This is a genomic window from Lentzea aerocolonigenes (assembly GCF_000974445.1).
GTDB lineage: Bacteria > Actinomycetota > Actinomycetes > Mycobacteriales > Pseudonocardiaceae > Lentzea > Lentzea aerocolonigenes.
The window spans coordinates 1-25,500 of sequence record NZ_BBOJ01000011.1 but is presented as its reverse complement, the minus strand read 5'-3'; the positions used below and the strand labels follow the sequence as shown (position 1 = coordinate 25,500).

Below are 25,500 nucleotides of genomic sequence, written 5' to 3'. Positions count from 1 at the left end.
CCCGAAGTCACGTGAAGGCTTACTTGCCGGCCTTCTGCAGCTCGCGCTTCAACTGCTCCTTGCTCATCCCCGCGGCTCCTTCGACACCCAGGTTGCGCGCCTGGACGAGGAGCTCCTCCTTGGTGGCCTCACCGGGCATCTCGCCCAGGTGGTCGGCCCTGCTGCGGGCGAACCGCTCACCGAGCTGGTAGCGGCGTTCCGCACTGAGCCCCTTGCGCATGCCGGGGAGGACGGTCTTCTCCTCTTCCTCGACGTGGTGCGTGACCGCCTCGACGACCTTCTGCAGCTTCTGGTCGTACTGCGGCGAGTCGTACTCGCAGTCGAGCAGCTCGGCCAGCAGCCGCTCCGCCTGGGCGTGCTCCTCCTGGCTGTGCTCGACCTCGTCGGTCTCCCCTGCCTCGTCCTTGGCGACCGGGTAGACCTCGGACTCCTCGGCGCGGCTGTGGGCGACGAGCAGCCCGCACAGCACCGGCGTGAGCAGTGGTCGTTTCTCCGGGTGGTTCTTCAGCTCGTCGAACAGGCGCTCCACCTCGCGGTGGTCCTGCATGATCAGGTCGACGACGTCGTACTGCACGGCGGTCCTCCTACTGGTTGTTGCGGGGATAGCGGGTGCTGATCGGCGCGACACCTCGTCGTGCGATCCGGCCGAGCGCCACGCCGAACGCGGCGATCACGGCGACGGCCACGAGGAGACCGATGACGATCGACCACGTGAGACCGGCGCCCAGAAGTCCGGCCGCCGCACCGGTGATGACGCCCGCCACGAGGCCGTTGACGAGGTTCACGAAACCGGCGACGCCGAGCGCGGTGCCGATCAGCCGCGGTCGCCGTGCCTTGCGCCAGCCGGTCTGGCCGGCGTCGACCTCGACGCCCACCGTGTCGTCGTGCACCTGCCGGACGAAGGCTTCCCTCGTTGACGGTTCGAGATCGCCGTAGATGTGCCGGATGCGGTTGATCCCCAGACCCGCCTGCACGTCCTCGATCGTCAGCTCGACCGTCCGGAACAACGTGGCGAGCCCGATCAGGAACAGGCCGGCGAAGATCACCAGCATCAGCGTCAGCAGCACCTTCAGCGGCACGACCTGGGCCACGAAACCCAGGGCGATCATCGACGCGGAGATCGTGGTGAGCAGATGTCCTGCCCTGCCGGTCGCGTCGGTGATCGTCGCGGTGCGCACCATCTGCAGCGTGTAGTGCTCAGTGGTGAGGATGGTCAGCGCCGAGGCCTTGTCCTCCGGCACGTCAGCGTCCGAGGGCGTCGGCGAGCTCCTTCTTCGTCATCGTGGAGCGGCCCTTGATGTTCTTCTTCTTGGCCTCGTTGTAGAGCTGCTCCTTGGTCAGGCCCTTCGGCCTGTTCGTGCCCGACCGCTGCCCGCCGCGCTTCTGCGGCGACGTGTCGTTCGTGGACGACTTGCTCGCGGTCTTGGACTCGCCGGACTGGGCGCGGTTCTTGTTCACCGTGCGCGCGGCGATCTCCTTCGCCCGCTTGGACGAGGCACCGCGGCTGCGGGCGGAGTCCTTGATGTGCTCGTAATGGCGTTCACGTTTCGCGTTCGATCCCGCTGGCATCACGACCTCCTGGTTCGAGCTGAGCCGCGAATACCCCCGGTCAGGGCGGTTCACACCAGGGTGACGCCGGGTAGCCACCCCTATGGCGATCTCAACCCGATTCGACACCGCCCGCGTGCTGGCCACGGTCCTGCTGCCCACCCTCGCCAAGGGCGTCATCGTCCGCAGGCCCGGCGTCATGGCGGTCGCTGAGAAGGTCCAGTCCGACACCAGGGCCATCGACACGATGAGGAAGCTGCGCGACCGCTACGGACCGGAACCGGTGCGGTTGCGCATCACCGGCCGCAGCGTGGCCGTGCTCGTGGACCCGACCGACGTCGGAAGGCTGCTCAAGGGCTCACCCGAGCCGTTCGCACTGGCGACCAAGGAGAAAAAGGCCGCGCTCAACCACTTCCAGCCGCACGGCGTGCTCATCTCGGAGGGACAGGAGCGGGAACGGCTGCGCGCGCTCAACGAGCGTGTGCTGCGGCCGGAGCACGTGCCCGTCGACGCGATCGTGCGCGACGAGGCCGACCTGCTCACCCGGCACGCGATGAGCACCGGCGAGCTGACCTGGCACTCCTTCAGCCAGGCGTGGTGGCGGATCGTGCGCAGGATCGTCCTCGGTGACGGCGCCCGTTCCGACGACCAGCTCACCGACGACCTCAAGGCACTGCGGGAGAACGCGAACTGGGCGTTCCTGCGCCCGAAGCAGCGTGGCCTGCGCGAACGGTTCCAGAGCAGGCTCGACGAGCACCTCGCACGGCGTGAGGAAGGCAGTCTGGCCGCCCAGCCGGGTGATCTCGCGGGTCAGGCCCCGCACTGGCTGTTCGCGTTCGACGCGGCCGGAATCGTCACGATGCGGGCCCTGGCCATCGGCGCACGCGGCAGGAACGGCATCCTCGAGTCGGCGCGGCTGTGGCCGACCACGCCGGTGATCCTGCGGGAGAGCACCAAGCCCACGCGCTGGCACGGCACGTGGCTCCCGGCGAACACCGAGTTCGTCGTGTTCACGCCGTTCTTCCACCGCGACCCGGACCGGCTGCCGTACGCCGACCGGTACGCGCCGGAGATCTGGGACGGCCCGCGCGACCCCGCGATCGTGCCGTTCAGCGGCGGCCCCGGCGTGTGCCCCGGCCGCGACCTCGTGCTGGCCACCGGCAGCGCGATGCTGGACGCGCTGAGCGAGCACCTCTCGTTCCCGAAGCTGAGCACACCGCTGCCCGGAACGCTGAACCACTTCGCTCTCCGCATGCCCGCGACCCCGCTGGGTACTCGCGTGTCATGAACCTGCGCGCCATCGTGACCGGATCGGACTCGGGCATCGGCAAGGCCGTCGCCGTCGCACTCGCGGGTGGCGGCGTCGACGTGGGCATCACGTACCACGAGGACGCCGACGGAGCCGCGAGCACCGCCGAGCAGGTGCGGGAGGCAGGTGCCCGCTGTGCCGTGCGGCAGCTCGACCTCACCGACCTGCCGGACGCGGCCTCGGTCGTGGACGAGCTGGCCGAGGAGCTGGGTGGTGTCGACGTCCTGGTGAACTGCGCGGGCACCGGCAGCAGCCAGAAGGCCGTCGACATGCCGTTCGACCTCTGGCGCTCGGTGCTCTCGGTCGACCTCGACGGCGCCTTCCTGTGCTCGCAACGCGCGGCCAGGCGCATGATCGACGCCGGTCGTGGCGGCCGGATCATCAACATCACCTCGGTCCACGAGCACCTGCCGCGCGTGGGTGCCGCGCCGTACTGCGCCGCGAAGGCCGGGCTCGGCGCGCTCACCGAGGTGCTCGCGCTCGAACTGTCCGAGCACGGCATCACCGTCAACTCCGTGGCGCCCGGCGAGATCTCGACGCCGATGACCGGTCAGGAGGACGTCGACCCGCACACCCAGCCGCGTCCGGGCGTGCCGCTCGGACGGCCCGGTCACGCGGCGGAGGTCGCGGCCGTGGTGGCGTTCCTGGCCACGCCCGCCGCGAGCTACGTGACCGGAGCGTCGTTCGTCGTGGACGGCGGAATGTCCCTGATGGGACCGCAGGCGAGCGGAATGCTCACCGACGAGAAGTGGAGGCAGCCCTGATGCGCGCCGTGGTGCTGAACTGCACCCTGAAGAAGTCCCCCGACCAGTCCAACACGGACCTGCTGGCCCAGGTGGTGATCGACGAGCTGGCCAAGAAGGACGTCGACGTCACGACGTTCCGGCTCGCCGACCACGCCATCCCGCCGGGTGTCTCGACCGACGTCGGCGACGGCGACGAGTGGCCGCGCATCCACGCGGCGTTGCTCGACGCGGAGATCCTGGTGTTCGCGACGCCCACGTGGGTCGGGCACCCGTCCTCGCTCGCGCAACGGGCGCTGGAGCGGATGGACGCGATGATCTCCGAGACCGACGACGAGGACCGTCCGGTGGCCTACAACCGGGTCGCGGGCGTCGTCGTGACGGGCAACGAGGACGGCGCGCACCACGTGATCAGCGAGATCGCCGGCGGACTCGGCGACATCGGCTACACGATCCCGGGCCAGGCGTGGACGTACTGGAACCGCGGTCCAGGCCCCGGACCGAGCTTCTCCGAGACCGCGGAGGGTCACGAGTGGTCGGAGAACACCGGCCGCACGATGGCGGCCAACCTGCACGCCGTCGCCCTCGCCTTGGCGGAGCGCCCGATCCCGGCCTGAGCGAGCGCGACCACCGCGCCGATCAGCAGGCCGCCCAGGACGTCCGTGGGCCAGTGCACACGGGTCCTGAGGCGGCTGTAGGCGACCAGCAACACCAGTGGCGTCACGAACACGGCGGCCTCTCCATCCTCCAGTGCGGCGGCCGTGCCGAACGCGGCGGCCGTCACCGCGTGCTTGGAGGGGAACGACGACGAGTCGGGGTGCTCCGGCAACGCCTGTCGCGCGGGCATGGTCGCAGCCTCGGGCCTGCGACGGTGCACGACCACGCTGATGAGATGACCGATCGGCATGGCGACGGCCGCGGCGGTGAGCGCCCGCTTGGCCGTCTTCCTCTTGCCGGCCAGCGCGAGCAGTCCGGCCACCGGTAACCAGAGCAGGCCGCCGCGTGCCGTGACGCTGGCGGCGATGATCACCGGGTGCGGGCGTCTGGTGGGCAGCGCCTCGCTGTTGTGCAGAGAATCCTCGTCGAGCTCTTCCAGCTCGTCCTCGCCGTTCATGCAGGTCTACGTACCCAGAACCGGCGGTTCCGGAAACTACGGCCAGGACGGTTCTTCGCTGTGCGCGATCACCAGTTCCCGGATCTCGCAGTCCTTCGGCTGGGTCAGCGCGAACACGATCGCCGCCGCCACCCGGTCCGGCGGGTTCAGCTTCTCCAGGTCCGTCGGCCGGTACTGCTCGGTCCGGTCGTCGAAGAAGTGCGTCCGCATCCCACCGGGCACCACGAGCGTGACCCCGACATCGCCCGCGGTCTCCGCCGCCAACGCGCGCGTGAACCCGACCACGCCGAACTTCGAGGCGCAGTAGGCAGTGGCGTCGCTGACCGCACGCAGCCCGAGCGTCGACGCGACCGTCACCACGCGCCCGTTCTCCAGGTGCGGCAACGCGGCCCTGATGACCGCCGCGGTGCCGAACAGGTTGACGCGCACGACGTTCTCCCACTCCTCGGCCGGGACGTCGGCCAGCGTCCCGCACCGATCGATGCCCGCCGCGGTGACCACTCCGGTGAACCCGCCGTGCTTCTCGGCCAACGCGTGCACCGCGGCTTCCGCGGCCCGGCCGTCCGCCAGGTCCACGAGCTCGAACTCGGCGTTGACCGGCGCCGACTTGTCCAGCACGAGCGGTGTTCCGCCGGCCTCGCGCACCGCGTCGGCCACGGCCGCGCCCAGCCCGGCCGCGCCTCCGGTCACCACCACGTTCCCCAGCATCAAGCCCTCCTCGACAGGATCTCGGTCGTCGAATGTCCCCTGTGGTACGGCACCACGACCGTCCGGCCGCCCCAGCGCCGCACCACGGCGGTCTCCGGCAGCAGTTCGGCGGTGTAGTCGCCGCCCTTCACCCAGATGTCCGGGCGCAACCGGCCCAGGACGTGCTCCGGTGTGTCCTCGCCGAACACGACCACGTCGTCCACGGACTCCAGCGCGCGCAGCACCTCGACGCGTTCGTCCTGGCCGTTGACCGGGCGTCCCTCGCCCTTCAGCCGCCGCACGGACAGGTCGGAGTTCAGGCACACCACCAGGCAGTCGCCCAACGCCCGTGCGGCGGCCAGCATCCGCACGTGTCCGGGGTGCAGCACGTCGAAGCACCCTCCCGTGGCGACGACGGTTCCGCCACGCCGGCGCACCGAGTCCACAGTGGACGAGAGAGGTGCACGCATACCGGAAACGCCACCACGGGCCAGGAATTCCGCCGCAGCTCCAACGGCATCGGCCACCGCGTCGTCGGGCGCGGCACCACCAGCGAGCCGGACAGCAGCCGCCACGGCGAACCGGTCCCCCGCACCACACGGGTCGGCGACCGGAACAGCGGGCGCGGGCACCGCGACCGGCGTCCCTCCACAGTGGAGCAGCGCACCCTTCGACCCCATCGTCACCACGACTGCCCGTGCGCCCCACCGGGACAGCAGCTCGCTCGCCGCCGCGTCCGGATCGGCCGTGCCGCTGAACGCCGTCGCCTCCGGCAGGTTGGGAGTCGCCAGCCGCACGCCCGGTACCGGCGCCGGACCGCGTGGATGCGGGTCCCAGACCACCGGAACGCGGGTCAGCACCGACCGCAGTCGTTCGTCCCGCAACAGCCCGCGCCCGTAGTCCGACGCCAGCACGAAGTCCGCGGACAGCACGACGTCGAGCATGTCGTCAGTGACCCGAGGAGCACCAGCGGCACCACCACGGTCCACACGCGCCAAAGACGTTCCACCGCACCGCAACCGGGTCTTCACCGGGATGGAATCCGCACGCCCGAACACAAGAGGAACGTCGATCAGCGACCGCACGCGCTCCCCCACCGAGTCCTCGGACAGCGCACTGACCAGCATCACGTCCACACCGTCCCGCGCGGCCATCGTCGCCGCCAGCGCCGCACCACCCGCGCGGGCGTGCTCGCCGACCACGTCCAGCACGGGCGCCGGAGCGTCGGGGCAGAGCCGTTCGACGGTGCCCTCCACGTCGACGTCCAGCAACGCGTCACCGACCACGACCAGCTTCACGACGCCCTCCGGAAGGCCGAGGGCAGCGCCGCCTCGAACGCCTCGCACAACGCGTGCACGACGACGAGCTGCGCCTCCTGCACGTGGCACGGGTCGCCGGGCAGCGAGAGGGTGTCGTCGGCCAGCGACGCCAACGGGTTCGGCACCGGTCCGGTCAGCGCCCACGTGGTCGCCCCGGCCAGCCGGGCCGCGTGCGCCGCCTCCAGCAGGTTCGGGCTGCGGCCGCTGGTGGACAGCAGGACCACGACGTCGCCCGGCCGTGCGTGTGCCGTGACCTGGCGGGCGAAGACCTGGTCGTAGCCGTAGTCGTTGGCGATCGCGGTGACGCTGGAGGTCTCGGCGCACAACGCCAGCGCGGAGAACGGCGCGCGGTCGTGGCGGTAGCGGCCGACGAGCTCGGCGGTGAGGTGCTGTGCCTCTGCGGCGGATCCGCCGTTGCCCGCCGCCAGCACCCTGCCGCCGTCCACCAGCAGCCGGGCGAGCGAGGCACCCCAGCGGTGGATGCGCGAGGACTGGGTGCGGACGCCGGCCAGCGTGTCGGCGAGTCCGGCGAGGTGGCTTTCGACGGTCACCGTGCCACCGCCAGGTCGTCGGCTGCGGCCACGCGCTGGTAGACGAGCTCCGTGCGGGCGGCGATCTCGTCCCACGTGTACCGGGCGTCGACGCGGTCCTGCCCCGCCATCCCGTACGCCTCACGACGTGAGGAGTCCGCGATCAGCTTGCGCAGAGCGCGTCCCAGGGCTCTCGGGTCACGCGGCGGTGTCAGCACGCCGGTGACGCCGTTGACCACGGTGTCGATCAGGCCGCCGACAGCCGACGCCACAACGGGAACACCGCACGCCATGGCCTCCAACGGCACGATGCCGAACGGTTCGTACCAAGGCACGCACGCCACGACGTCCGCCGAGCGCAGCAGAGCGGGCATGTCCGTGCGCGCCACCTGTCCGATCAGGTGCACGCGGTCGGAGACACCGTGCGTGTCGGCGCAGGCGAGCAGCCGTTGCGCCTCGGGATCGGACTTCAGCACGGGCGGTCCTCCCGCGATCACCAGTTCGGTGTCCGGCACCAGCGGCAGCGCGGCGATCAGGTCCGCGAAACCCTTGCGCGGCACCAGCCTGCCGACCGAGACGATGCGGTGCGGTGCGGTCCGGCGCGCCACCGGGCCGATCTGGGCGAACAGCTTCGTGTCGACACCGCAGGGCACGACCGAGATCTTGTCGCGCCTCAGTCCCATGGCGATCAGCTCGTCGACCTCGTCGTCACAGGTCGCGGCGATCGCTCTCACCTCGTGGCCGACCAGCCGTTCCACGGCGATCCGCTCCGAAGGGCTGGTGTCCTGCGAGCCCTGGTGGCGGCGCTTCACCGTGCCGAGGGCGTGGTAGGTGTGCACGACCGGGATGCCCTCACGGCGCGCGGCCAGCACCGACGCGAGGCCGGACATCCAGAAGTGGCTGTGCACCACGTCCGGTCGTTGGTCCTGCCAGTCGTGCATCAGGAAGCGGGAGAAGTCGGTCATGTGCGGCAGCAGGTCGTCCTTGGGCACCTGCTTCGCGGGACCCGCCGGCACGTGGACGACCTCGTAGCCGTCCGCGGTGGCGACCCGGCGAGGCAACCCGCGGGCGTCGCGCCGCGTGTAGACCGCGACCTCGTGACCCCGCCGTACCAACGCCGCCGCGAGAGCCGCCACGTGCACGTTCTGCCCACCCGCGTCGGCACCACCCAGAGCCGCGAGCGGGCTGGCGTGCTCCGACACCATCGCGATCCTCATCCGATCACCTCCTTCATCAGCACGTCCCAGTTGCGCAGGAACGCCTCGAGCCCGTAGCGGGCCAGCGCGAACTCGCGGGCCCGTTCTCCTTTCTCGTGCGCGAGCGCGGGATCCGCGATCAGCTCGCGGACAGCGCTCACCAGCTCCTCCACGTCGGTCGAAATCGCACCCACGTCATCTGGCACGGCACGGACTGCCTCCGTGCACGCCAGGGCGACCACCGGCATGCCGATGTGCATGGCTTCCAGCAGGGACAGCCCCAGCGACGTCCAGCGCGCCGGGTGGACGTAAACGCGGCGGCGGGCCAGTTCGCGGTGCAGCGCTTCGAGTTCATGGTCTCCCTCGCCACCGATCTCCTCGGTCCCGATGCCGAACACGTCGATCGGGTCGAACCGCGGCAGCAGGTCGGCACCCACGATCCGGCCGCGCCGGACGGGTTCGTTGATCACCGCCGCCGCGTGCGGGAGCTCGCCGGTGTACAGCGGGCCCGGATCGACGACGCCGTGCTCGATCACGACGGTCCTGGTGGTGCCGCAGTCCCACATCAGGTCGTTGAAGTGCGTGACGTGGACGATCGTCCCGTCCCAGCCGGCCAGTGGGTGTTCCTGCGCCGGAGCCGCAGGAGTGTTGTGCTCCAGGTACACCACCGGCACACCGACGGGGACCTTCGACAGCTCCTCGACCCGTTGCACGACGGCGATGTCGGCTCCTGCGGCGTCCACTTCGGACAGACTGACCTCGCTCGCCCGCCACGGCCGTCCGGCGAGGCCGATGCCGTCCGGCGGACCGGGGATCAGGTACTCGTGCCCGCCCTGGACGAACCCGTGCGTCCACGAACCGTGGACGTGCCACAGCAGGATCCTCACGCCGTCACCTCCGCGACCGCCGCCACGACGTCCGCCGGATCGACCAGGTCGAGGCAGGGATGGCCGGGCACCGGGCACTCGCGGGCCCTGGTGCCGCGGCACGGCGCGTTCTGGTCGCCGAGCAGCACGTGCTTGCCGTGCGGCGCCCACCTGACCGCCGGGACCACGGGCGCGAACAACGACACGACAGGCGTGCCGACCGCGGCCGCGAGGTGCGCGGGGCCGGTGTTGCCGACGACGACCGCGTCGGCACCGGCGAGAATCCCCGCCAGCTCGCGGAAGCTGGTGCGCCCGCCCAGATCGGTTCCGCACGCGCCCGCGACGTGCTCGGTCAGCCCGGCCTCGGCCGGACCTCCGGTCACGACGACGCGGGACCCGGCCGCGGTCAGCGCGACCACGGCTTTCGCCCACCGGTCAGGCGACCAGGTGCGGGCGGGCGCCGACGCACCGGGGTGCACAACCACGTACGGATGGCTCAGATCGGTCCTCGGTGGATCGACGACGGCGAGCCGGCCGTCATCTCCGTCCGGCAGCGCGAACCCGGCGGCGTGCGCGACCTCCAGCGCCCGTTGCGCCTCCGGGACGTCCGGGTCACCGGTCACGCGCACGTCGAGCAGCGACCCCGGGTAGTCGGTCGACCGCGCGACGATCTTCGGCACACCGGCGAGCCGCAGGATCAGGGCCAGCGGCAACGGACTCTGGTGGAACGACGTGAGGATCAATGCCACGTCGGCGCGAATGCCGTGCAGCAACGCGGTGACGGCCTCGACGTCGAACGGGCGGACCTCCGGCGCCGGGTTGGCGATCCACGGGCACTCCCACTCGACGATCCTCGTCACGCCGGGCAGCAGTTCCGCCGCGTGCACTCCGCCGGGACCGCACAGGAACACGACCTCGCCGGCCGCCGCGGCCGCGCGGACCGCGGGTCCGGCGAGCAGCACGTCACCGTCGCTGTCGAGTCGTGCCACGAGCGTCCTCACCGGATCATCTCCAGCACGGCGTGCAGATCTCCGGCGGTGCGAGGGGCGTGGTCGACCTCTTCGCGCCTGGTCACCTCGGTGGGCACCAGCAACGGCACCGCGCCCGCGGCCTGCGCCGCCAGCACGTCCGCACCGATGTCCCCCACCACCACCGTGCGTTCCGGCCGGACACCGAGCGCCTCACACGCCGAAAGCACCAGGCCGGGGGCGGGTTTGCGGCACGCGCAGCCCTCGTCCGGGTGGTGCGGGCAGATCTGCCACGTGCCGAACCGTCCCAGCAGCTCCTCGACCCGCGCGTTCACGGCCGCGACCTGGGTCTCGGTGAGCAGGCCGCGTCCGATGCCGGACTGGTTGCTCACCACGCCGGTGCGCAGCCCGTGGGTGCGCAGTTCGCGCAGCACCTCACGAGCTCCCGGCATCGGCGCGACGCGGAAGGGATCGCCGTTGTACGGAACGTCCTTGATGAGCGTGCCGTCACGGTCGAAGAGCACCGCGTCGAAAGGCTGGTCCATAGAGGAGATTTAGCCGAGACAGACGCCTTGAAACGCTACTCGGCGAAGCGATTCACAGCACCGGGCTGGCCGGAACCTGCTCACCGGACCCGATTCCCCGTACGAGTGCGTGAAGTGCTTCCTCCGCGTCGAACCTCGGCTCCCAGCCGAGCTCTGCCCGTGCGCGGGTCACGTCGAGCAGCGGCGACTTCAGGGCCAGGTCGACCCATCCCGGTGGAGTGGGTTGCAGGCGCAGTCGCCAGCTCACGTTCGCCAGTAGACGCAACAGGTGTGGCGAAAGGGGGACGTGCCTGCCGCCCAGCACCTCGGCCAGTGCACGGGGAGTGACGACGGGCTCGGCCGCGAGGTTCACGGCGCCGTGCGGTCGTTGCCTCAGAATCCGGGCCAGCGCGTCGGCGACGTCGTCGGAGTGGACGAACTGCAGCACCAGGTCGCGCGGCAGCGGCAGGATCGGAATCCGGTGCCGGAACAGGACTTTCGGCACCAGCCTGCCGAGGAAGTAGTCGCGGATCTCGGCTCCCGCGTCGGCTTGGAGGATCAGGCCGGGCCGCGGCCGGGTGATCAGCACGCGCGACTCGAACTGGTTGAGCAGGTGCTCCACCGCGGCCTTGTGCCTGCTGTAGAACGACGACGGCACGCCGTTGACCGGCCACGACTCGTCCACGCGGCGGTCCTTCGACCCCGGTGAGTACGCGCCGACCGACGACATGTGCACGAGGTGCGGCACGCCCGCGTCCGCCGCCGCGCTGAAGACCTGGGCCGATCCGGCCACGTTCGTCCGGTACATCAGCCGTTCGTCGCGGGCGGGCTGGATCAGCCAGGCGAGGTGCACGACGGCGTCGGCGTTCTCGAACGCGACGGTCAGGGGTTCCTCCGCTCCCGCCCGGCCGAGCTCGATCGGTGTCCACTTCACGCCGCGGTACGGCGGTGCGTCGCCTGGCGGGCGGCGGGAGATGCCGTGCACCTCGATGTCGGGTTCGTCGGCGAGCCTGCGCAACAGAGCGGTGCCGACGTTGCCGGTCGCGCCGGTGATGACGACCTTCACGATCGCGCTCGCGCGGTCTCGCGGTTGTTGGCCTTCTGGATGGCGTCGACGAGCTCGTCCTTGGTCATCTGCGACCGGCCCTCGATCTTCAGGCGCTTCGCGATGTCGTAGAGGTGCTGCTTGCTGGCGTTCGCGTCGACACCTCCCGCCGTGTCGCCTTCTCGCGGTGTGCTCCGCTCGGCCTGCTCGTCCGACGGCCCCTTCTCCCTCTTCGGCTCCCAGTGGTCGCCGACCTTCTCGAAGCTGTGCTTGAGCGCGGAGAAAGCGGTGCGGTGGGCACGTTCTCCTTCGCCGTAGGTCTCGACGGCCGAGTCGTGCGCCTTGATCCACGTCCGCTGCGCCTTCTTCGGCGAACGGGCCACCGTGCTGGGCAGTTCCTGGCGTCCGGGCATGGCTCCTCCAAGGTTTCGACCTGCGCTGACGGGTACCCGCGTGCCATGAGCGCCATGCACGCCATCGACGTCCACAGCCCCCTCGACTCACAGCTGATCGGCTGGCTTCCCACGGCGACCCCGTCCGACGTCTCCGCCGCGCTGGCCGCCGCCCGCACGGCCGCGCCGGCGTGGGCTGCCGTTCCCGCCGCCGAACGCGGTGCGGCGGTCCGGGAGGCCGCCGGCGCGTTGCGGGAACGGGCCGGCGACCTCGCGACGATCGTGGAAACCGAGACGGGACGGCCGTTCGCGTCCGCGCGGGAAGGCGTGCTGGCGGGCGCGGCGACGCTGGAGCAGTACGCCGAGCTGGGCCCAGTCCATCGTGGACGGTCGCTGCTCGGGTCCGCGGTCGACTTCATGGTGCCCGAACCGCGCGGTGTCGTGGTGGCGCTGACCCCGTGGAACGACCCGGTCGCCGTGGCGTGCGGACTGCTGGGCGCGGCACTGGTGACGGGGAACGTCGTGGTGCACAAGCCGAGCGAACGCTGCCCGCACACCGGGCTGTTGCTGGCCACGGTGTTCCGGCCGTGCTTCCCGGACGGGGTGCTGCAGACGCTGGTCGGGGACGGCTCAGTCGGCGCCGCGCTGGTGAGCTCGTCCGACGTCGACCTCGTCGCCCACGTCGGCAGCACCGCCACGGGACGCGCGATCGCGCTGTCGTCGTCCGCGAAGCTGTTGCTGGAGAACGGTGGCAACGACCCGTTGCTGATCGACGACGACGTCGATCCCGAGTGGGCGGCCTCGCAGGCCGCGCTCGGCGCGTTCACCAACGCGGGCCAGCTGTGCACGTCGGTCGAGCGGATCTACCTGCACAAGGCGATCGCGGCCCCGTTCCTGGACGCGTTGTGCGCCAAGGCACGTGAGTGGAACACCGATCCGCAGCCGCTGGTCGACACGCGGCACCGCGACCTCGTGCACGACCAGGTCGCCGCGGCGGTCGCGGCGGGGGCACGGGCGCTGGTCGGCGGCGAGGTCCCCGAGGGCCGCGGCGCCTACTACCCGGCCACGGTGCTCACCGACTGCACGCCCGCGATGCGGATCATGTGCGAGGAGACGTTCGGCCCGGTCGCGCCCGTGCAGCTGGTGTCGTCGTTCGACGAGGGCCTGGCCGAGGCCTGCTCCGGCGACTACGGCCTGGCCGCCACGGTGCTGACCAGCTCGATGGACCACGCGCAACGGGCGTGGCGGGCGCTGCCGGTCGGCACGGTGAAGATCAACGCGGTGTTCGGCGGCGCGCCCGGTGGTGCCGCACAGCCCCGTGGCGCGTCCGGCACCGGATTCGGGTACGGGCCCGAGCTGCTCGACGAGATGACCACGACCAAGGTGGTCCACCTCGGCGTTCCTACCGGCCGGTCCTGATCAGCCGGAAGCCCGCCTCGGTGACCTTGTCGCGCGGCAGGACGTTGCGGGTGTCGAAGATCAGCGGGTGGTTCACCTCGTCCGCCAGCTCCGGCCAGTCCAGTTCGGCGAACTCGGGCCACTCCGTCAGCACGACCAGGACGTCGGCACCTGCCGCGGCCTCCGCTGCCGTGCTCTCCACGGTGACGCCGGGCCGGTCCGCGCTGACGCACGGGTCGTAGGCGCGCAGCTCGGCGCCTTCCTGGGCGAGCAGCCGCGCCACGACGAGCGCCGGTGAGTCGCGCAGGTCGTTGGTGCCCGCCTTGAACGTGAGGCCGAGCAGCCCGATCCGCTTGCCGGACAACGAGCCGAGCTCCGCGCGGATCCGGTCGACGACCCGGTGCGGCTGGTGCCGGTTGGTGGTGATCGCGGCTTCGAGGGTGACGAAGTCGACGCCCGCCGCCCTGGCCGTCGCGAGCAGGGCGAGGGTGTCCTTGGGCAGGCACGACCCTCCCCAGCCCGGCCCCGGTTGCAGGCACGACGCCCCGATCCGGTCGTCGAGCCGCATGCCCTCGGTGACGCCGTCGACGTCGGCGTCGAGGCTCTCGCACAGCTCCGCCACGGTGTTGACGTAGGAGAGCTTCAGCGCCAGGAAGCCGTTGCTCGCGTACTTCACCAGCTCGGCGCTCGTGTTGTCGGTGAGCACGGTGGGTGCGTTCGTCGGCGCGTACAGCTCGGCGACCTCGCGGGCCTGCCGTTCGTCCTGGGCGCCGACCACGACCCGTTGGGGCCGCAGGAAGTCCTCGACGGCGTGGCCTTCGCGCAGGAACTCCGGGTTCGACACGACACCGGGGTACCGCGCGCCCGTGCCGACCGGCACCGTCGACTTCAGCACCACGCCGCGCGTCGCCTTGCCCAGCACCTCCTCGACGGCGGACAGGTCGGCCGATCCGTCGGCTCCGGCCGGTGTCGGCACGCAGACGAACGTGAAGTCCACATCGGACAGTTCACTACCCACGACGAACTTCAGCCTCTGTCGGTCCAGTCCCTCGACGACGAGCTCGCGCAGACCTGGTTCGTGCAGCGGGATCTCCCCCGCGTTCAGGGCGTCCACCCTGGCCTCGTCCACGTCCGCGCAGACCACGTCGTGGCCGAGGTGCGCGAAGCACGCGGCCGTGGTCAGACCGACGTAACCCGCGCCGATGACTCCGATTCGCCTGGGCCGCACAGCACACCTCCCGCCGCGTCGAGAACTTCTTCCGTCGTGATCTTCAGCAGTCCCGGGTCCGGTTCGTCGGCGAACGTGTCCCCGGTGCCGCCGTGCCAGAGCACCTGGTGAGGTCCGTGCCGCGGTCCCCAGAGGTGCGGGGACACCGGACCGAACAACAGCACCGACGGCGTCCGGTAAGCCGTGGCGACGTGCGCGATGCCGGTGTCGCCGCAGATGACGAGCCTGGCAGTCGCGACGAGGTCCATGAGCTCGGAAAGCGTTCCGGTGAAGGGGTTCGGGGTGATCTGCCGGGCGAGGTCGTGCTCCCCCGGACCGGCGGTGACCACCACGTCGTCTCCGAGTGCTCTGGCGACGGCCGCGAACCTCCCCGCCGGCCATCTCCTGGCGCCGGTGCTGGCGCCGGGGTGGATCACGATCCGGCCGGTTCGGTCGCCGACCGGGCGCAGCCGGAAGTCGTCGGGGTCGCAGCGGATGCCGGTGCGTTGCAGGAGGTCGCACCAGCGGAGGACCTCGTGGCGGTCTTCTGGCCATTCGACGGCGAGCAGCCGCACCTCCGGCGCCCGGTCCGGCCCCCCGTACGTGATCAACGCCCGCGGCCCCGTCTCCAGCAGCCGCTCCACGCTCTGCGGCCCCCGTCCGTGCAGGTTGACCGCGAGGTCCGGCTTCTCGAAACCGATGGGCGCCAACGCCTCCGTCGGCAGCAGCCGGTCCACCGCCTCGATCCGCTCTACCGCGTCCGCGAGCCACCCCGGCGCCGCCAGCGTGATCTCCGCCTGCGGAAACGCGGCCCGCAACCCGCGCAACGCGGGCACCGCCGTCAGCAGGTCGCCCAGCCCCAAGGCTCGAAGCACGAGAATCCTCACGACCGCACCCGCCGGTACCGCACCTCTCCCCGCAACCGGTGCCAACAGGCGACAGGCGGGATCAGCGCGCTGGTCACCAGCATCCGCACGATCTCCCCCGGCGTGCGAGGCCCCGGCGCAATCCTCGCCACCGCGAACCACACCGTGCGACCGGCCCACACCGCACCGAACGTTCCCGCCGCACGCCGCAGCCCCAAAGCTCCACAGAGGACGGACAACACACCGGCCGCCGTGGTCACCGCGTGGGACTGGAGCCTCCCCCGCCGTCCGCCGATGCGGGACCGCCAGCCCGGCCCCACCAGCCGGCGCATCAACGCGTCGTCGGCGTTGCCGCGCTGGTCGCGCACGCTCGTCAGGAACGTCGCGGGCTTGACCGGGTGCGTGGTGACCCGGCTGCCGCGCACGATCCGGTACCCGAGGTCCTGCACCCGCAGCGCCAGTTCGGCGTCCTCGCGGTAGGCGCGCGGGAACCGTTCGTCGAAACCCCCGGCGCGGGCCAGCGCCTCCCGCCGGTACGCCATGTCCGCGGTGATCCAGTGGGCGGTGGCGAGGCCCGCCGTGCCGCGTTCGGCGTCGGTCGGCTTCCGCGACTCCGGCAGCGGCACCTCGATCCGCGCCTGGCTCGCGCCCACGTCGTCGGGCAGGTCTTCGAGGTCGGCGGCCAGCCGGGCTTTCCAGTCCGGAGCCAGCACGACGTCGTCGTCGAGGAAAGCCACCCAGTCGCCGCGCGCCTCCCGCCACCCGGTGTTGCGCGCCGCCGCCGGTCCCAGGCCGGTGTCGCGGTCGTCCACGACGATGATCTCGCACAGGTTGGGGCCTTCGCCTCCGACGAGCGCGTCCAGCAGCTTGTCGAGGTTCGGACGGCCGACGGTGGGGATCACGACGGAGTAGCTCATCGGCGCACCACGTACGGGCCGATGGCGAGCAGGTCGACCGGCGACGAGCCGAAGCACTCCAACGCGTCGCGCGGGGTGTCGACCATCGGACGGCCTGCGGTGTTGAGGCTCGTGTTCACGACGACCGGCACGCCGGTCCTGCCCTCGAACTCGCGCAGCATCCGTTCCAGCAGAGGATCGTCGGCCACGGTCTGCGCACGGGCGGTGCCGTCGACGTGCACCACGGCCGGAATGCGATCGGTCCACTCCGGACGGACGTTGTGCACGAACAGCATGTACGGGCTGGGAATCGGGCCGCGGGTGAAGACGTCCCCGGCCCGGTCGGCCAGCACCATCGGCGCCACCGGGCGGAACTGTTCGCGCCCCTTCACGTCGTTCAGCCGGGTCAAGTTCTCGGCGTAGCAGGGATTAGCGAGCAACGAGCGCCGGCCGAGCGCGCGCGGGCCGTACTCGCTGCGGCCCTGGAACCACGCCACGATCTTGTTCGCGGCCAGCGCCTCGGCCACCTCCACGGCGACGTCCGCGGGCTTCTCGTACGCCACGGCGGCGGTCCGCAGCACCGACTCGATCTCGTCGTCGGAGAAACCCCTGCCGAGATCGGCGCCCGGCATCGCCGACACGACGTCTGTGCTCGCGTGCAGGGCCGCCCCAAGTGCCGTGCCCGCGTCACCCGCGGCGGGCTGCACCCACACCTCGTCGAACGGTCCCTCGGCGAAGATCCGCGTGTTCGCGACGCAGTTCAGCGCCACACCACCGGCCATCGTCAGCCGGGTCTCGCCGGTGCGGTCGTGCAACCAGCGCACCAGTTCCAGCAACACCTCTTCGAGCCGCACCTGCACGCTCGCGGCCAGCTCGGCGTGTTCCCGGTCCAGCTCCTCGCCCGCTTTCCGCTGCTTGGCGAGGGTGTTCCAGTCCAGCGGCCTGATCTCGAACCCGCCGTCGCGCACCAGCACGTGCTCACGCATCAGTTCGAGGTGCACCGGCTTCGCGTGCGAGGCCAGCGCCATGACCTTGTACTCGTCGCTGGAACGCAGAAAACCCAGGTGCTCGGTCAGTTCCTCGTACATCAGGCCGAGCGAGTGCGGCAGCCGTTGCGACGCGAAGGTCGTCAGCTCCTGGTCGACGTACCGCCCGGCGAGGTGCGAGCCGCACTCGCCGCGGCCGTCCGCCACCAGCACCGCGCAGTTCCCGCCGAACGGTGCGGCGAGCCCGGTCGACGCGGCGTGCGCGACGTGGTGCGGCACGAACCGGACGATCTCGGGATCGAGGCCCGGCAACGACGTCGCGAGGAACTGCGGGGCCTTGCGGGCGTACGTCGTCCGCAGGTCCTCCCAGGGCGCGTACTCGGCGTCCACCAGGCTCGGGTCGTACGAGTAGGCCACGGCGTCGAGGTCCGCGGCGGTCAGCCCGGCCTTCTCCAGGCACCAGCGCGCGGACAGCTCCGGTTGTTCCCAGGCCGAGAACGGCACTGGCCGTTTGCCGTGCTTGCGGCGGGAGAACCGTTCCTCCTCGGCCGCCGCCACGACCTCGCCGTCGACCACCAGTGCGGCGGCCGGGTCGTGGAACACCGCGTTGATCCCGAGAACTCGCATGAAGTGCGGCTACCCGGCGAACTGCCGGGCAAACGACCGCAGCCCCTCTTCGAGCGGGACCTGCGGCTGCCAGCTCAGAACCTCCTCGGCTAGACTGATGTCCGGCCGGCGGCGGCGCGGGTCGTCCGTCATGGACTCGACGTGCCGGATGTCCGACGAGCTGCCGGTGACCTCGATCGTCTTGCGGGCGACGTCGAGCACCGTGACCTCGGCCGGATTGCCGAGGTTGATCGGTCCGGGGTGGTCGCTGCGCGCCATCGCGAGCAACCCGCGAACGAGGTCGTCCACATAGCACAGCGAACGGGTCTGGAGCCCGTCGCCGTGCACCGTCAACGGTTCGCCCGCCAGCGCCTGCCGCAGGAACGTGGGGATCATCCGGCCGTCGTGCGCGCGCATCCGCGGCCCGTAGGTGTTGAAGATCCGCACGATGCCGGCGTCCACACCGTGTTCCGCCCGGAACGCCACGGTCATCGCTTCCCCGAACCGCTTCGCCTCGTCGTAGACGCTGCGCGGCCCGATCGGGTTCACGTGACCCCAGTAGGACTCCCGCTGCGGATGCTCCTCCGGGTCTCCGTACACCTCGCTGGTGGACGCGACGACGACGCGCGCTCCCTTGCGGCGGGCCAGTTCCAGCACGTGGTACGTGCCGAAACCGCCCGCTCGCAGCGTGTCCACGGGCATGCGCAGGTAGTCGGCGGGTGAGGCGGGACAGGCGAGGTGGAGGATCAGATCCACCGGCCCGAGCAGGTCCAGCGGGCGGGACACGTCTGCGGCGACGACCCCTGCCCCGGACGGCAGGTTCTCGCGCGAGCCCGTGCGGAACGAGTCCACGCACACGACCTGCGCGCCGTCCCGCAACAGCGCCTCGCAGACGTGCGAGCCGAGGAAGCCCGCCCCGCCCGTCACGACCACCCGCTCAGGCGACATCGAGAACCGTCTTCAGCCAGCCGTCCTCGCGCAGGTCGAACGACTTGTACGCGTCGATCGCGGAGGTCGTCTTCTCGTGCTGGGTGATGAACGTGAGCGGGTCCACCGCTCCGGTCAGCACCAGGTCGAGCAGGCGCGGCAGGTAGCGGCGGTGGTTGCAGTTGCCCATCCGCAGCGTCAGGTTCTTGTTCATCGCGGCGCCGATCGGGAAGTCGTCGAAACCCGGCGGGTAGACGCCGATGATCCCGATGGAACCGGCCTTCGCGACCAGTTCGACCGCCCAGTCCAGCGCCTGCCGCGGTGCGTCGCCGGGCTTCCACTGCTCGTCCGTGCGCGAGCCGGGCTTCTCCGCGTCGACACCGACCGCCTCGATCACCCGGTCCGGGCCGATCCCGCCGGTCAGCTCCCGCACGACCTCGACGGGATCCTCGTCGTTGAAGTTCACCGTCTCGGCGTTCTGTGCGCGGGCCTTGTCCAGCCTGGAGGAGATGCCGTCGACGACGATCACCCGTCCGGCGCCCTGGCGCTTCGCCGACGCGATGGCGAACTGGCCGACCACCCCGGCGCCCAGCACGAGAACGGTGTCGCCGGAGCCGACCTCGGCGAGCCGGGCACCGAACCACGCCGTCGGGAAGATGTCGGACAGCAGGATCGCCTGGTCGTCGCTGACGGAGTCTGGCACCCGCACCAGCGTCGTCATCGCGTGCGGGATGCGCGCGTACTCGGCCTGAAGGCCGTTGATCGGGCCCGTCGACTTCGGGCCGCCGAAGAAGCACGTGCCGGCGGCGGGACCGTTCGGGTTGGCGGTGTCGCACTGCGCGAAGTACCCGGCCCGGCAGTACGAACAGGTGCCGCAGCCGATCGTCGAGGTCACCACCACGCGCTCGCCGGGCGTGAACCCGCGGACCGCGTCGCCGACCTCCTCGACCACCCCGACCGCTTCGTGCCCGAGGACGGTGCCCTCGGCCATGTCCGGCATCGTGCCGCGCACCATGTGCAGGTCGGTGCCGCAGATCGCGCTGCGGGTGATGCGGATGAGCGCGTCCGTCGGTTCCTGGATCCGGGGGTCGTCCACGTCGTCGAGCCTGATGTCGCCCGTGCCGTGCCACACGACAGCCTTCACGTCTCTTCTCCTCAACCGTTTGTCGCGTGGTTCCCCGAGGAGATCGGCGCAAACACGCCGACGTTCCGACAATGCGCACAGAAACGGACAAATTTCACCCCGAGTTTCATTCGGAGGACGCCGGGTATTGCCATTTGGTGGATCGCATCGCCGATGTGTGGGGACCACGCACTCCGCACGAACGTGAGACGAACTGGCCGGTCAGGGTCGACCAGCAGCTCGCGGACGGCCTCGGGGAGTCCGATGTGGACCGCTGGGTCCAGTCGGCGTGCGTGTTGTGCAGCAACGGGTGCGGCTGCGACATCGCGGTCAAGGACGGCAGGATCGTCGGTGTTCGCGGACGTGCGGATGATCTCGTCAACCGCGGCAGGCTCGGTCCCAAAGGCCTTTACGGCTCGTGGCAGGCGCATCGGAAAGACCGCCTCATCAGGCCGTTGATCCGGCGCAGCGGCGAACTCGTGGAAACCGACTGGGACACCGCGATGAGAGAGGTGGTCCACCGCTCCCAGCAGCTGCTGGCCGAGGCCGGGCCGCTCTCGCACGGCTTCTACACCAGCGGGCAGCTGTTCCTGGAGGAGTACTACACGCTCGGCGTGATCGGCAAAGCCGGCATCGGCACGCCCCACATGGACGGCAACACCAGGCTCTGCACCGCGACCGCCGCCGCGTCCCTCAAGGAGACGTTCGGCGCGGACGGCCAGCCCGCGTGCCACGCCGACATCGACCTGTGCGACGCGTTGTTCCTGTTCGGGCACAACATGGCGGCCACCCAGACGGTGATGTGGGCGCGCGTGCTCGACCGGATCGCGGGCCCCGACCGGCCTCAGGTCGTCGTGGTGGACCCGCGGAGCACGCCGACCGCCGAGGCCGCGGACGTGCACCTCGCACCGTTGCCCGGCACGAACCTGGCGTTGATGAACGGCCTGGTCCGCGCGCTGATCGAGCGCGGCTGGATCGACGAGGAGTACATCTCCGCGCACACGCTCGGTTTCGAGAAGCTCAAGACGGCCGTCGAGCCGTACACGCCGGAGCACGTCGCCTCGATCTGCCGCATCTCCCCCACCGACCTGCTGCGTGCCGCGGAGATCTTCGGCACCTCGCAGCGGGTGCTCTCGACGGTGTTGCAGGGCTTCTACCAGTCGCACCAGGCGACCGCGGCGTCGTGCCAGGTCAACAACCTGCACCTGCTGCGCGGCCTGATCGGCAAGCCGGGCAGCGGCGTGCTGCAGATGAACGGCCAGCCGACCGCGCAGAACACCCGCGAGACCGGCGCGGACGGGGACCTGCCCGGCTTCCGCAACTGGGACAACCCCGAGCACGTCGAGCAGCTCGCCCGGCTGTGGAACGTGGATCCGCTGACCATCCCGCACTGGGCGCCGCCGACGCACGCGATGCAGATCTGGCGCTACGCCGAGCAGGGCACGATCAAGTTCCTGTGGATCTCCGCCACGAACCCCGCGGTCTCGTTGCCGGAGCTGTCGCGCATCCGCGAAATTCTCCGCAAGGAAGACCTGTTCGTGGTCGCGCAGGACGCGTTCAGCACCGAGACCACCGAACTGGCCGACGTGGTGCTGCCCGCCGCGCTGTGGGGCGAGAAGCAGGGCACGTTCACGAACCTCTCGCGCGTCGTGCACCTCTCCGAGCAGGCCGTCGAACCGCCCGGTGAGGCCCGCAGCGACCTCGACATCTTCCTGGACTACGCGTACCGCATGGGTTTCCAGAACCGCGACGGTGATCCGCTGATCACGTGGAAGGACGCCGAGGGTGCGTTCGACGCGTGGCGCGAGTGCAGCCGCGGCCGCCCTTGCGACTACAGCGACATCACCTACGAGAGGTTGCGCGCCGGCAGCGGCATCCCGTGGGGTGGCGAGCGGCTTTATGTTGACGGCGTTTTCCCCACCACGGCCGACTACTGCGAGGACTACGGCCACGACCTGCTGACCGGCGCCCAGACCACGCCGACCGACTACAAGGCCGAGCGCCCCGACGGCCGGGCGTTCCTCAAGGCCGCCGAGTACACACCGGCTTCGGAACAGCCGAGCGACGAGTACCCGTTCCTCGGCACGACCGGACGCACGGTCTACCACTTCCACACCCGCACCAAGACCAAGCGCGCGCCAGAACTGCAGAAGGCGGCGCCCGAGCCGTGGGTCGAGATGTCCGCCGCCGACGCGGCCAGGCTCGCGCTGGCGGACGGTGACGTGGTCAGGGTCGAGTCCGAACGCGGCGGCGTCGAAGTTCCTGTCCGAATTGGACGGTGCCGTGACGGCGTGGTGTTCCTGCCGTTCCACTACGGCTTCCAGGCCGCGAACGAGCTGACCCCCACCGAGTGGGACCCGGTGTCGAAGCAGCCGTTGTTCAAGATCAGCGCCGTGCGGATCAGGAAGGTGTGACATGCACCTGGCCACCTACCTGGGACTCCTGCACACGTCACTGCGAACGCTGGCCGAGGCGTTCCGCGAGGTCGCCAAGGGCCACGGCGAGGAGCCGGACGTCCAACGCACCTGCGAGGTCCTCGCCGCGCGCATCGACGGACAGGTCTCGAAACTCGCCCCGATCGTCGAACGCTACGGCGAACACCGCGAGCCTGAGCCAGAACGCCTGCACACGGCGGAGTTCGACCAGACCCGCAGCGGCGGCGTCGGCCTGCTGCGCGACCTCCAGGACCTGTACGCGCTGTCGTCGTTCACCGACATCACCTGGACCGTCGTGGGCCAGGCCGCGCAAGGCCTGCGCGACAAGGAACTCATGGACGTCGTGAGCTCGTGCGAACAGGACACCGCACGGCAGCTCGCGTGGTTGAAGACGAGGATCAAGCAGAGCGCGCCGCAAGCGCTCATCGCCGCGAGGGGCTGAGAGATGGACTCTGGGGTACGCACGCTGATTCCGGCAAGAATCGACAGGCTTCCCTGGTCACCGTTCCACACGCGCATGGTCGTGGCCCTCGGCGTGGCATGGGTCCTGGACGGCCTGGAGATCACGGTGGCCAGCGCGATCGCGGACACGCTGACCAAGCCGGAGACCCTGCACCTGTCGTCCACCGCAGTGGGCCTGCTGGCCACGGTCTACCTGATCGGCGAGGTGGTGGGCGCCCTGTTCTTCGGTCACCTCTCCGACAAACTGGGCCGCCGCAACCTGTTCATGCTGACCCTGGCGGTCTACCTGGTCGGCTCGGGCCTGACCGCGTTCACCCTCGGCAACGGCGCGGGCTGGCTCATCTTCCTGTACCTGACCAGGTTCATCGCCGGCATGGGCATCGGCGGCGAGTACGCGGCCATCAACTCCGCGATCGACGAGCTCATCCCCGCGCGCTACCGCGGCCGCGTGGACATCGCCGTCAACGGCACCTACTGGGCGGGCGCCGTGCTGGGCACGCTCGGCTCGTTCATCCTGCTGAACCAGGTGGACCTCTCACTGGGCTGGCGCCTCGGCTTCCTGATCGGCCCGGTCCTGGGCCTGGTGATCCTGGTCGTCCGCAGGCACCTGCCGGAAAGCCCGCGCTGGCAGATCATGCACGGCCGCACCGAAGCCGCCGAGACTTCCATCGCCCAGATCGAGCACGAGGTCGAGGCATCCGGCAAGAAGCTGCCGCCGGTAGACGAGTCCAAGGCGATCGAGGTAAAACCAGCCGAGCAGATCGGCTACCTGGCGCTGGCCCGCGTGCTGTTCCGCGAGTACCCGAGCCGCTCGGTGCTCGGCGCCACCCTGATGATCACGCAGTCGTTCCTGTACAACGCGATCTTCTTCACGTACACGCTGGTCCTGGGCAAGTTCTACGGCGTCCCGTCCGAGATGACACCGCTGTACCTGATCGCGTTCGCCGTGGGCAACCTGGTGGGCCCGTTCACGATCGGCCACCTGTTCGACACGATCGGCCGCCGCCGCATGCTGTTCAGCACCTACGTGATCTCCGGTGCTCTGCTGGGCGTGACGGCGGTGCTGTTCTACGCGGGGGCGTTGAACGCGATCACGCAGACGATCGCTTGGTGCGTCATCTTCTTCTTCGCCTCGGCAGGCGCTTCGGCCGCCTACCTGACCGTCAGCGAGATCTTTCCGTTGGAGGTGCGAGCCAAGGCAATCGGGGTGTTCTTCGCCATCGCGCAGTGTTTCGGGGCGCTCGGGCCGGTGATCTACGGCGCGTTGATCGGCACCGGTTCGCATCCGGTGCGGTTGTTCGTCGGGTACCTGATCGGTGCCGGCGTGATGATCGTGGGCGGGTTGGTTGCGCGGTTCCTGGCGGTGGATGCGGAGAACAAGTCGCTGGAGGAGATCGCGATGCCGTTGTCGGCTACGGCTCGGCGGGGGCGGACTCGGGCGGAGGGAGCGGCTTCGCCGTTCTCCACGTAAGGGGCGTGCGCGGGTCGGTTTTCGTGGTTCGGCGCGGGTTCCAGCGGGGTGGTCGCCTTTGTTGGCCTGGTCGCCTTGTGTTGGTGGTCGCTTTGGGTTGTATGACGAGCCGGGTCATTCCATCGCCGCTTCGCGACGATTGCGATTGGGGCTTGACTTCGGGGCCCTTGCGAGGCGCTGTGTCGGGCGGAAAAGGTCGGATGCTCCGCACCCGCCCGATCCGGGGACGGTAGCACCTCGCACCCAAAGTCATCTATGAAGGAGCGGGGCCGGTCAAGTGCCTTGCTAAGGCTGGTTTTCGGGGTTTTCGGCTGTGTGTGGGCAGGCGTGTCCGGCGGGCGGGGTCAAGATCGGCCGTAGGCCGCCCCCGGAGGGGGCCGGAGGGTCTTGACGCCGTCGCTGGACGCGTCACGCTATTCGAGCCGGAAATTGCCGGAGGGCTCTTTGTGTGGGGTCGCGTTCACCGTGCCGGGGTCTGTTCCCGGTGGCAGACCAGTTGCCTGGTTGCCGGTCATCTATTCGCAGGTGTGTGCGTGGTAGGGTGCGACCGTGACCGGGCGGGGTCAATCAAGACCACGACCACGCCACCAGAGGGTGGGGGTCAGACTTCGGGCGATCCGCGCCCCGGTCACGACCAGGCCCGCGGCTCATGCCGCGGCGTCCGGTGATGTGGTGTCCGGTGAACCAGTGGTGGTGGTCTGGGGGTCCAGGGCACGGATGTGCCCGTCGCGCAGGCCGAAGTAGACCAGGGTGCACAGCCGGCGGGCGACCGCCACGGTGGCGATGCCCTTGCCGCGGCGGTCCCGGATACCGTCGCGGGTGGCGACCGGCCAGCCCGCACTGGCAGGGATCTTCTGGGCGGCCTCGACCAGCGCCCACCGC

General features: G+C 70.4%; 27 protein-coding genes. 7 read left to right on the top strand and 20 right to left on the bottom strand.

Annotation, left to right across the window (positions count from 1 at the left end):
• Positions 1-19 precede the first annotated feature (19 nt).
• From AOM45_RS21435 to AOM45_RS21425, 3 genes are read right to left on the bottom strand one after another with little or no spacing between them, the layout of a single operon-like run.
• Positions 20-574, bottom strand: a complete 555-nt coding sequence (locus AOM45_RS21435; RefSeq protein WP_156093560.1) for a hemerythrin domain-containing protein — start codon at positions 572-574, stop codon at positions 20-22.
• Between the two features lie 10 nt (positions 575-584).
• Positions 585-1,241 carry a hypothetical protein gene (locus tag AOM45_RS21430; RefSeq protein ID WP_051782753.1) on the bottom strand — a complete coding sequence of 219 codons (657 nt, stop codon included), beginning with the start codon at positions 1,239-1,241 and terminating at the stop codon, positions 585-587.
• Position 1,242: 1 nt separating this feature from the next.
• The gene (locus AOM45_RS21425; RefSeq protein ID WP_030465173.1) at positions 1,243-1,569 is read right to left on the bottom strand and encodes a hypothetical protein; all 327 of its coding nucleotides are present in this window, start codon (positions 1,567-1,569) and stop codon (positions 1,243-1,245) included.
• 82 nt (positions 1,570-1,651) lie between these two features.
• Between AOM45_RS21425 and AOM45_RS21420 the strand changes: the two genes are divergently transcribed.
• From AOM45_RS21420 to AOM45_RS21410, 3 genes are read left to right on the top strand one after another with little or no spacing between them, the layout of a single operon-like run.
• Entirely contained in the window at positions 1,652-2,836 is a 1,185-nt protein-coding gene (locus tag AOM45_RS21420) for a cytochrome P450 (protein WP_030465172.1), read from the top strand.
• Positions 2,833-3,621, top strand: coding sequence for an SDR family oxidoreductase (locus AOM45_RS21415; protein WP_030465171.1), 789 nt, complete (start codon positions 2,833-2,835; stop codon positions 3,619-3,621). Before AOM45_RS21420 ends, AOM45_RS21415 begins: the two co-directional genes overlap by 4 nt.
• Positions 3,606-4,217, top strand: coding sequence for a flavodoxin family protein (locus AOM45_RS21410; protein WP_236703788.1), 612 nt, complete (start codon positions 3,606-3,608; stop codon positions 4,215-4,217). Before AOM45_RS21415 ends, AOM45_RS21410 begins: the two co-directional genes overlap by 16 nt.
• Here the strand turns inward: AOM45_RS21410 and AOM45_RS21405 are convergent.
• From AOM45_RS21405 to AOM45_RS21360, 10 genes are read right to left on the bottom strand one after another with little or no spacing between them, the layout of a single operon-like run.
• On the bottom strand, positions 4,127-4,714 hold the full coding sequence (locus tag AOM45_RS21405; protein WP_063756958.1) for a phosphatase PAP2 family protein: 588 nt from the start codon (positions 4,712-4,714) through the stop codon (positions 4,127-4,129). The two genes, AOM45_RS21410 and AOM45_RS21405, sit on opposite strands and share 91 nt — an antisense overlap.
• 36 nt (positions 4,715-4,750) lie before the next feature.
• Positions 4,751-5,422 (bottom strand): SDR family oxidoreductase, encoded by a 672-nt coding sequence (locus AOM45_RS21400; protein ID WP_030465168.1) that lies wholly within the window; start codon positions 5,420-5,422, stop codon positions 4,751-4,753.
• Complete coding sequence (gene rfaE2 / locus AOM45_RS21395) at positions 5,422-6,699, bottom strand: D-glycero-beta-D-manno-heptose 1-phosphate adenylyltransferase (RefSeq protein ID WP_030465167.1); 1,278 nt, start codon at positions 6,697-6,699, stop codon at positions 5,422-5,424. The genes AOM45_RS21400 and rfaE2 overlap by 1 nt, the downstream gene beginning before the upstream one ends.
• On the bottom strand, positions 6,696-7,271 hold the full coding sequence (locus AOM45_RS21390) for a D-sedoheptulose-7-phosphate isomerase (RefSeq protein WP_030465166.1): 576 nt from the start codon (positions 7,269-7,271) through the stop codon (positions 6,696-6,698). Before AOM45_RS21390 ends, rfaE2 begins: the two co-directional genes overlap by 4 nt.
• Complete coding sequence (locus AOM45_RS21385; protein ID WP_030465165.1) at positions 7,268-8,467, bottom strand: glycosyltransferase; 1,200 nt, start codon at positions 8,465-8,467, stop codon at positions 7,268-7,270. The genes AOM45_RS21390 and AOM45_RS21385 overlap by 4 nt, the downstream gene beginning before the upstream one ends.
• A complete protein-coding gene (locus tag AOM45_RS21380; RefSeq protein WP_030465164.1) occupies positions 8,464-9,333 on the bottom strand; it encodes a glycosyltransferase in 870 nt (289 codons plus the stop codon). The genes AOM45_RS21385 and AOM45_RS21380 overlap by 4 nt, the downstream gene beginning before the upstream one ends.
• Positions 9,330-10,313: a glycosyltransferase family 9 protein gene (locus tag AOM45_RS21375; RefSeq protein ID WP_030465163.1), complete on the bottom strand. Its 984-nt coding sequence runs from the start codon at positions 10,311-10,313 to the stop codon at positions 9,330-9,332. Before AOM45_RS21375 ends, AOM45_RS21380 begins: the two co-directional genes overlap by 4 nt.
• Positions 10,310-10,825 carry a D-glycero-alpha-D-manno-heptose-1,7-bisphosphate 7-phosphatase gene (locus AOM45_RS21370; protein ID WP_030465162.1) on the bottom strand — a complete coding sequence of 172 codons (516 nt, stop codon included), beginning with the start codon at positions 10,823-10,825 and terminating at the stop codon, positions 10,310-10,312. The genes AOM45_RS21375 and AOM45_RS21370 overlap by 4 nt, the downstream gene beginning before the upstream one ends.
• A 52-nt stretch (positions 10,826-10,877) precedes the next feature.
• Positions 10,878-11,870, bottom strand: a complete 993-nt coding sequence (locus AOM45_RS21365) for an NAD-dependent epimerase/dehydratase family protein (RefSeq protein ID WP_030465161.1) — start codon at positions 11,868-11,870, stop codon at positions 10,878-10,880.
• Positions 11,867-12,262 carry a ChaB family protein gene (locus tag AOM45_RS21360; protein WP_030465160.1) on the bottom strand — a complete coding sequence of 132 codons (396 nt, stop codon included), beginning with the start codon at positions 12,260-12,262 and terminating at the stop codon, positions 11,867-11,869. The genes AOM45_RS21365 and AOM45_RS21360 overlap by 4 nt, the downstream gene beginning before the upstream one ends.
• 45 nt (positions 12,263-12,307) lie before the next feature.
• On the opposite strand from AOM45_RS21360, the gene AOM45_RS21355 reads away from it, so the two are divergent.
• Positions 12,308-13,660 (top strand): aldehyde dehydrogenase family protein, encoded by a 1,353-nt coding sequence (locus tag AOM45_RS21355; protein ID WP_030465159.1) that lies wholly within the window; start codon positions 12,308-12,310, stop codon positions 13,658-13,660.
• Here AOM45_RS21355 and AOM45_RS21350 read toward each other — a convergent pair.
• From AOM45_RS21350 to AOM45_RS21325, 6 genes are read right to left on the bottom strand one after another with little or no spacing between them, the layout of a single operon-like run.
• Positions 13,644-14,867: a UDP-glucose dehydrogenase family protein gene (locus AOM45_RS21350; RefSeq protein ID WP_030465158.1), complete on the bottom strand. Its 1,224-nt coding sequence runs from the start codon at positions 14,865-14,867 to the stop codon at positions 13,644-13,646. The two genes, AOM45_RS21355 and AOM45_RS21350, sit on opposite strands and share 17 nt — an antisense overlap.
• Complete coding sequence (locus tag AOM45_RS51020) at positions 14,819-15,733, bottom strand: glycosyltransferase family 9 protein (protein WP_201780036.1); 915 nt, start codon at positions 15,731-15,733, stop codon at positions 14,819-14,821. Before AOM45_RS51020 ends, AOM45_RS21350 begins: the two co-directional genes overlap by 49 nt.
• Positions 15,730-16,629 (bottom strand): glycosyltransferase family 2 protein, encoded by a 900-nt coding sequence (locus AOM45_RS21340; RefSeq protein ID WP_030465156.1) that lies wholly within the window; start codon positions 16,627-16,629, stop codon positions 15,730-15,732. Before AOM45_RS21340 ends, AOM45_RS51020 begins: the two co-directional genes overlap by 4 nt.
• Positions 16,626-18,221: a carbamoyltransferase family protein gene (locus tag AOM45_RS21335; RefSeq protein WP_030465155.1), complete on the bottom strand. Its 1,596-nt coding sequence runs from the start codon at positions 18,219-18,221 to the stop codon at positions 16,626-16,628. Before AOM45_RS21335 ends, AOM45_RS21340 begins: the two co-directional genes overlap by 4 nt.
• Positions 18,222-18,230: 9 nt before the next feature.
• Entirely contained in the window at positions 18,231-19,148 is a 918-nt protein-coding gene (locus AOM45_RS21330) for an NAD-dependent epimerase/dehydratase family protein (protein ID WP_030465154.1), read from the bottom strand.
• On the bottom strand, positions 19,138-20,271 hold the full coding sequence (locus tag AOM45_RS21325; protein ID WP_030465153.1) for a zinc-dependent alcohol dehydrogenase: 1,134 nt from the start codon (positions 20,269-20,271) through the stop codon (positions 19,138-19,140). The genes AOM45_RS21330 and AOM45_RS21325 overlap by 11 nt, the downstream gene beginning before the upstream one ends.
• Before the next feature lie 134 nt (positions 20,272-20,405).
• Between AOM45_RS21325 and AOM45_RS21320 the strand changes: the two genes are divergently transcribed.
• The 3 genes from AOM45_RS21320 to AOM45_RS21310 are packed head-to-tail and all read left to right on the top strand — an operon-like array spanning position 20,406 to position 24,618.
• Entirely contained in the window at positions 20,406-22,664 is a 2,259-nt protein-coding gene (locus tag AOM45_RS21320) for a molybdopterin oxidoreductase family protein (RefSeq protein ID WP_030465152.1), read from the top strand.
• A gap of 1 nt (position 22,665) precedes the next feature.
• The gene (locus tag AOM45_RS21315) at positions 22,666-23,127 is read left to right on the top strand and encodes a hypothetical protein (RefSeq protein ID WP_030465151.1); all 462 of its coding nucleotides are present in this window, start codon (positions 22,666-22,668) and stop codon (positions 23,125-23,127) included.
• 3 nt (positions 23,128-23,130) lie between these two features.
• Positions 23,131-24,618: an MFS transporter gene (locus AOM45_RS21310; protein ID WP_030465150.1), complete on the top strand. Its 1,488-nt coding sequence runs from the start codon at positions 23,131-23,133 to the stop codon at positions 24,616-24,618.
• Between the two features lie 647 nt (positions 24,619-25,265).
• Here the strand turns inward: AOM45_RS21310 and AOM45_RS51825 are convergent.
• On the bottom strand, positions 25,266-25,500 hold a 235-nt coding region (locus AOM45_RS51825), incomplete at its 5' end, for a hypothetical protein (protein WP_201780035.1).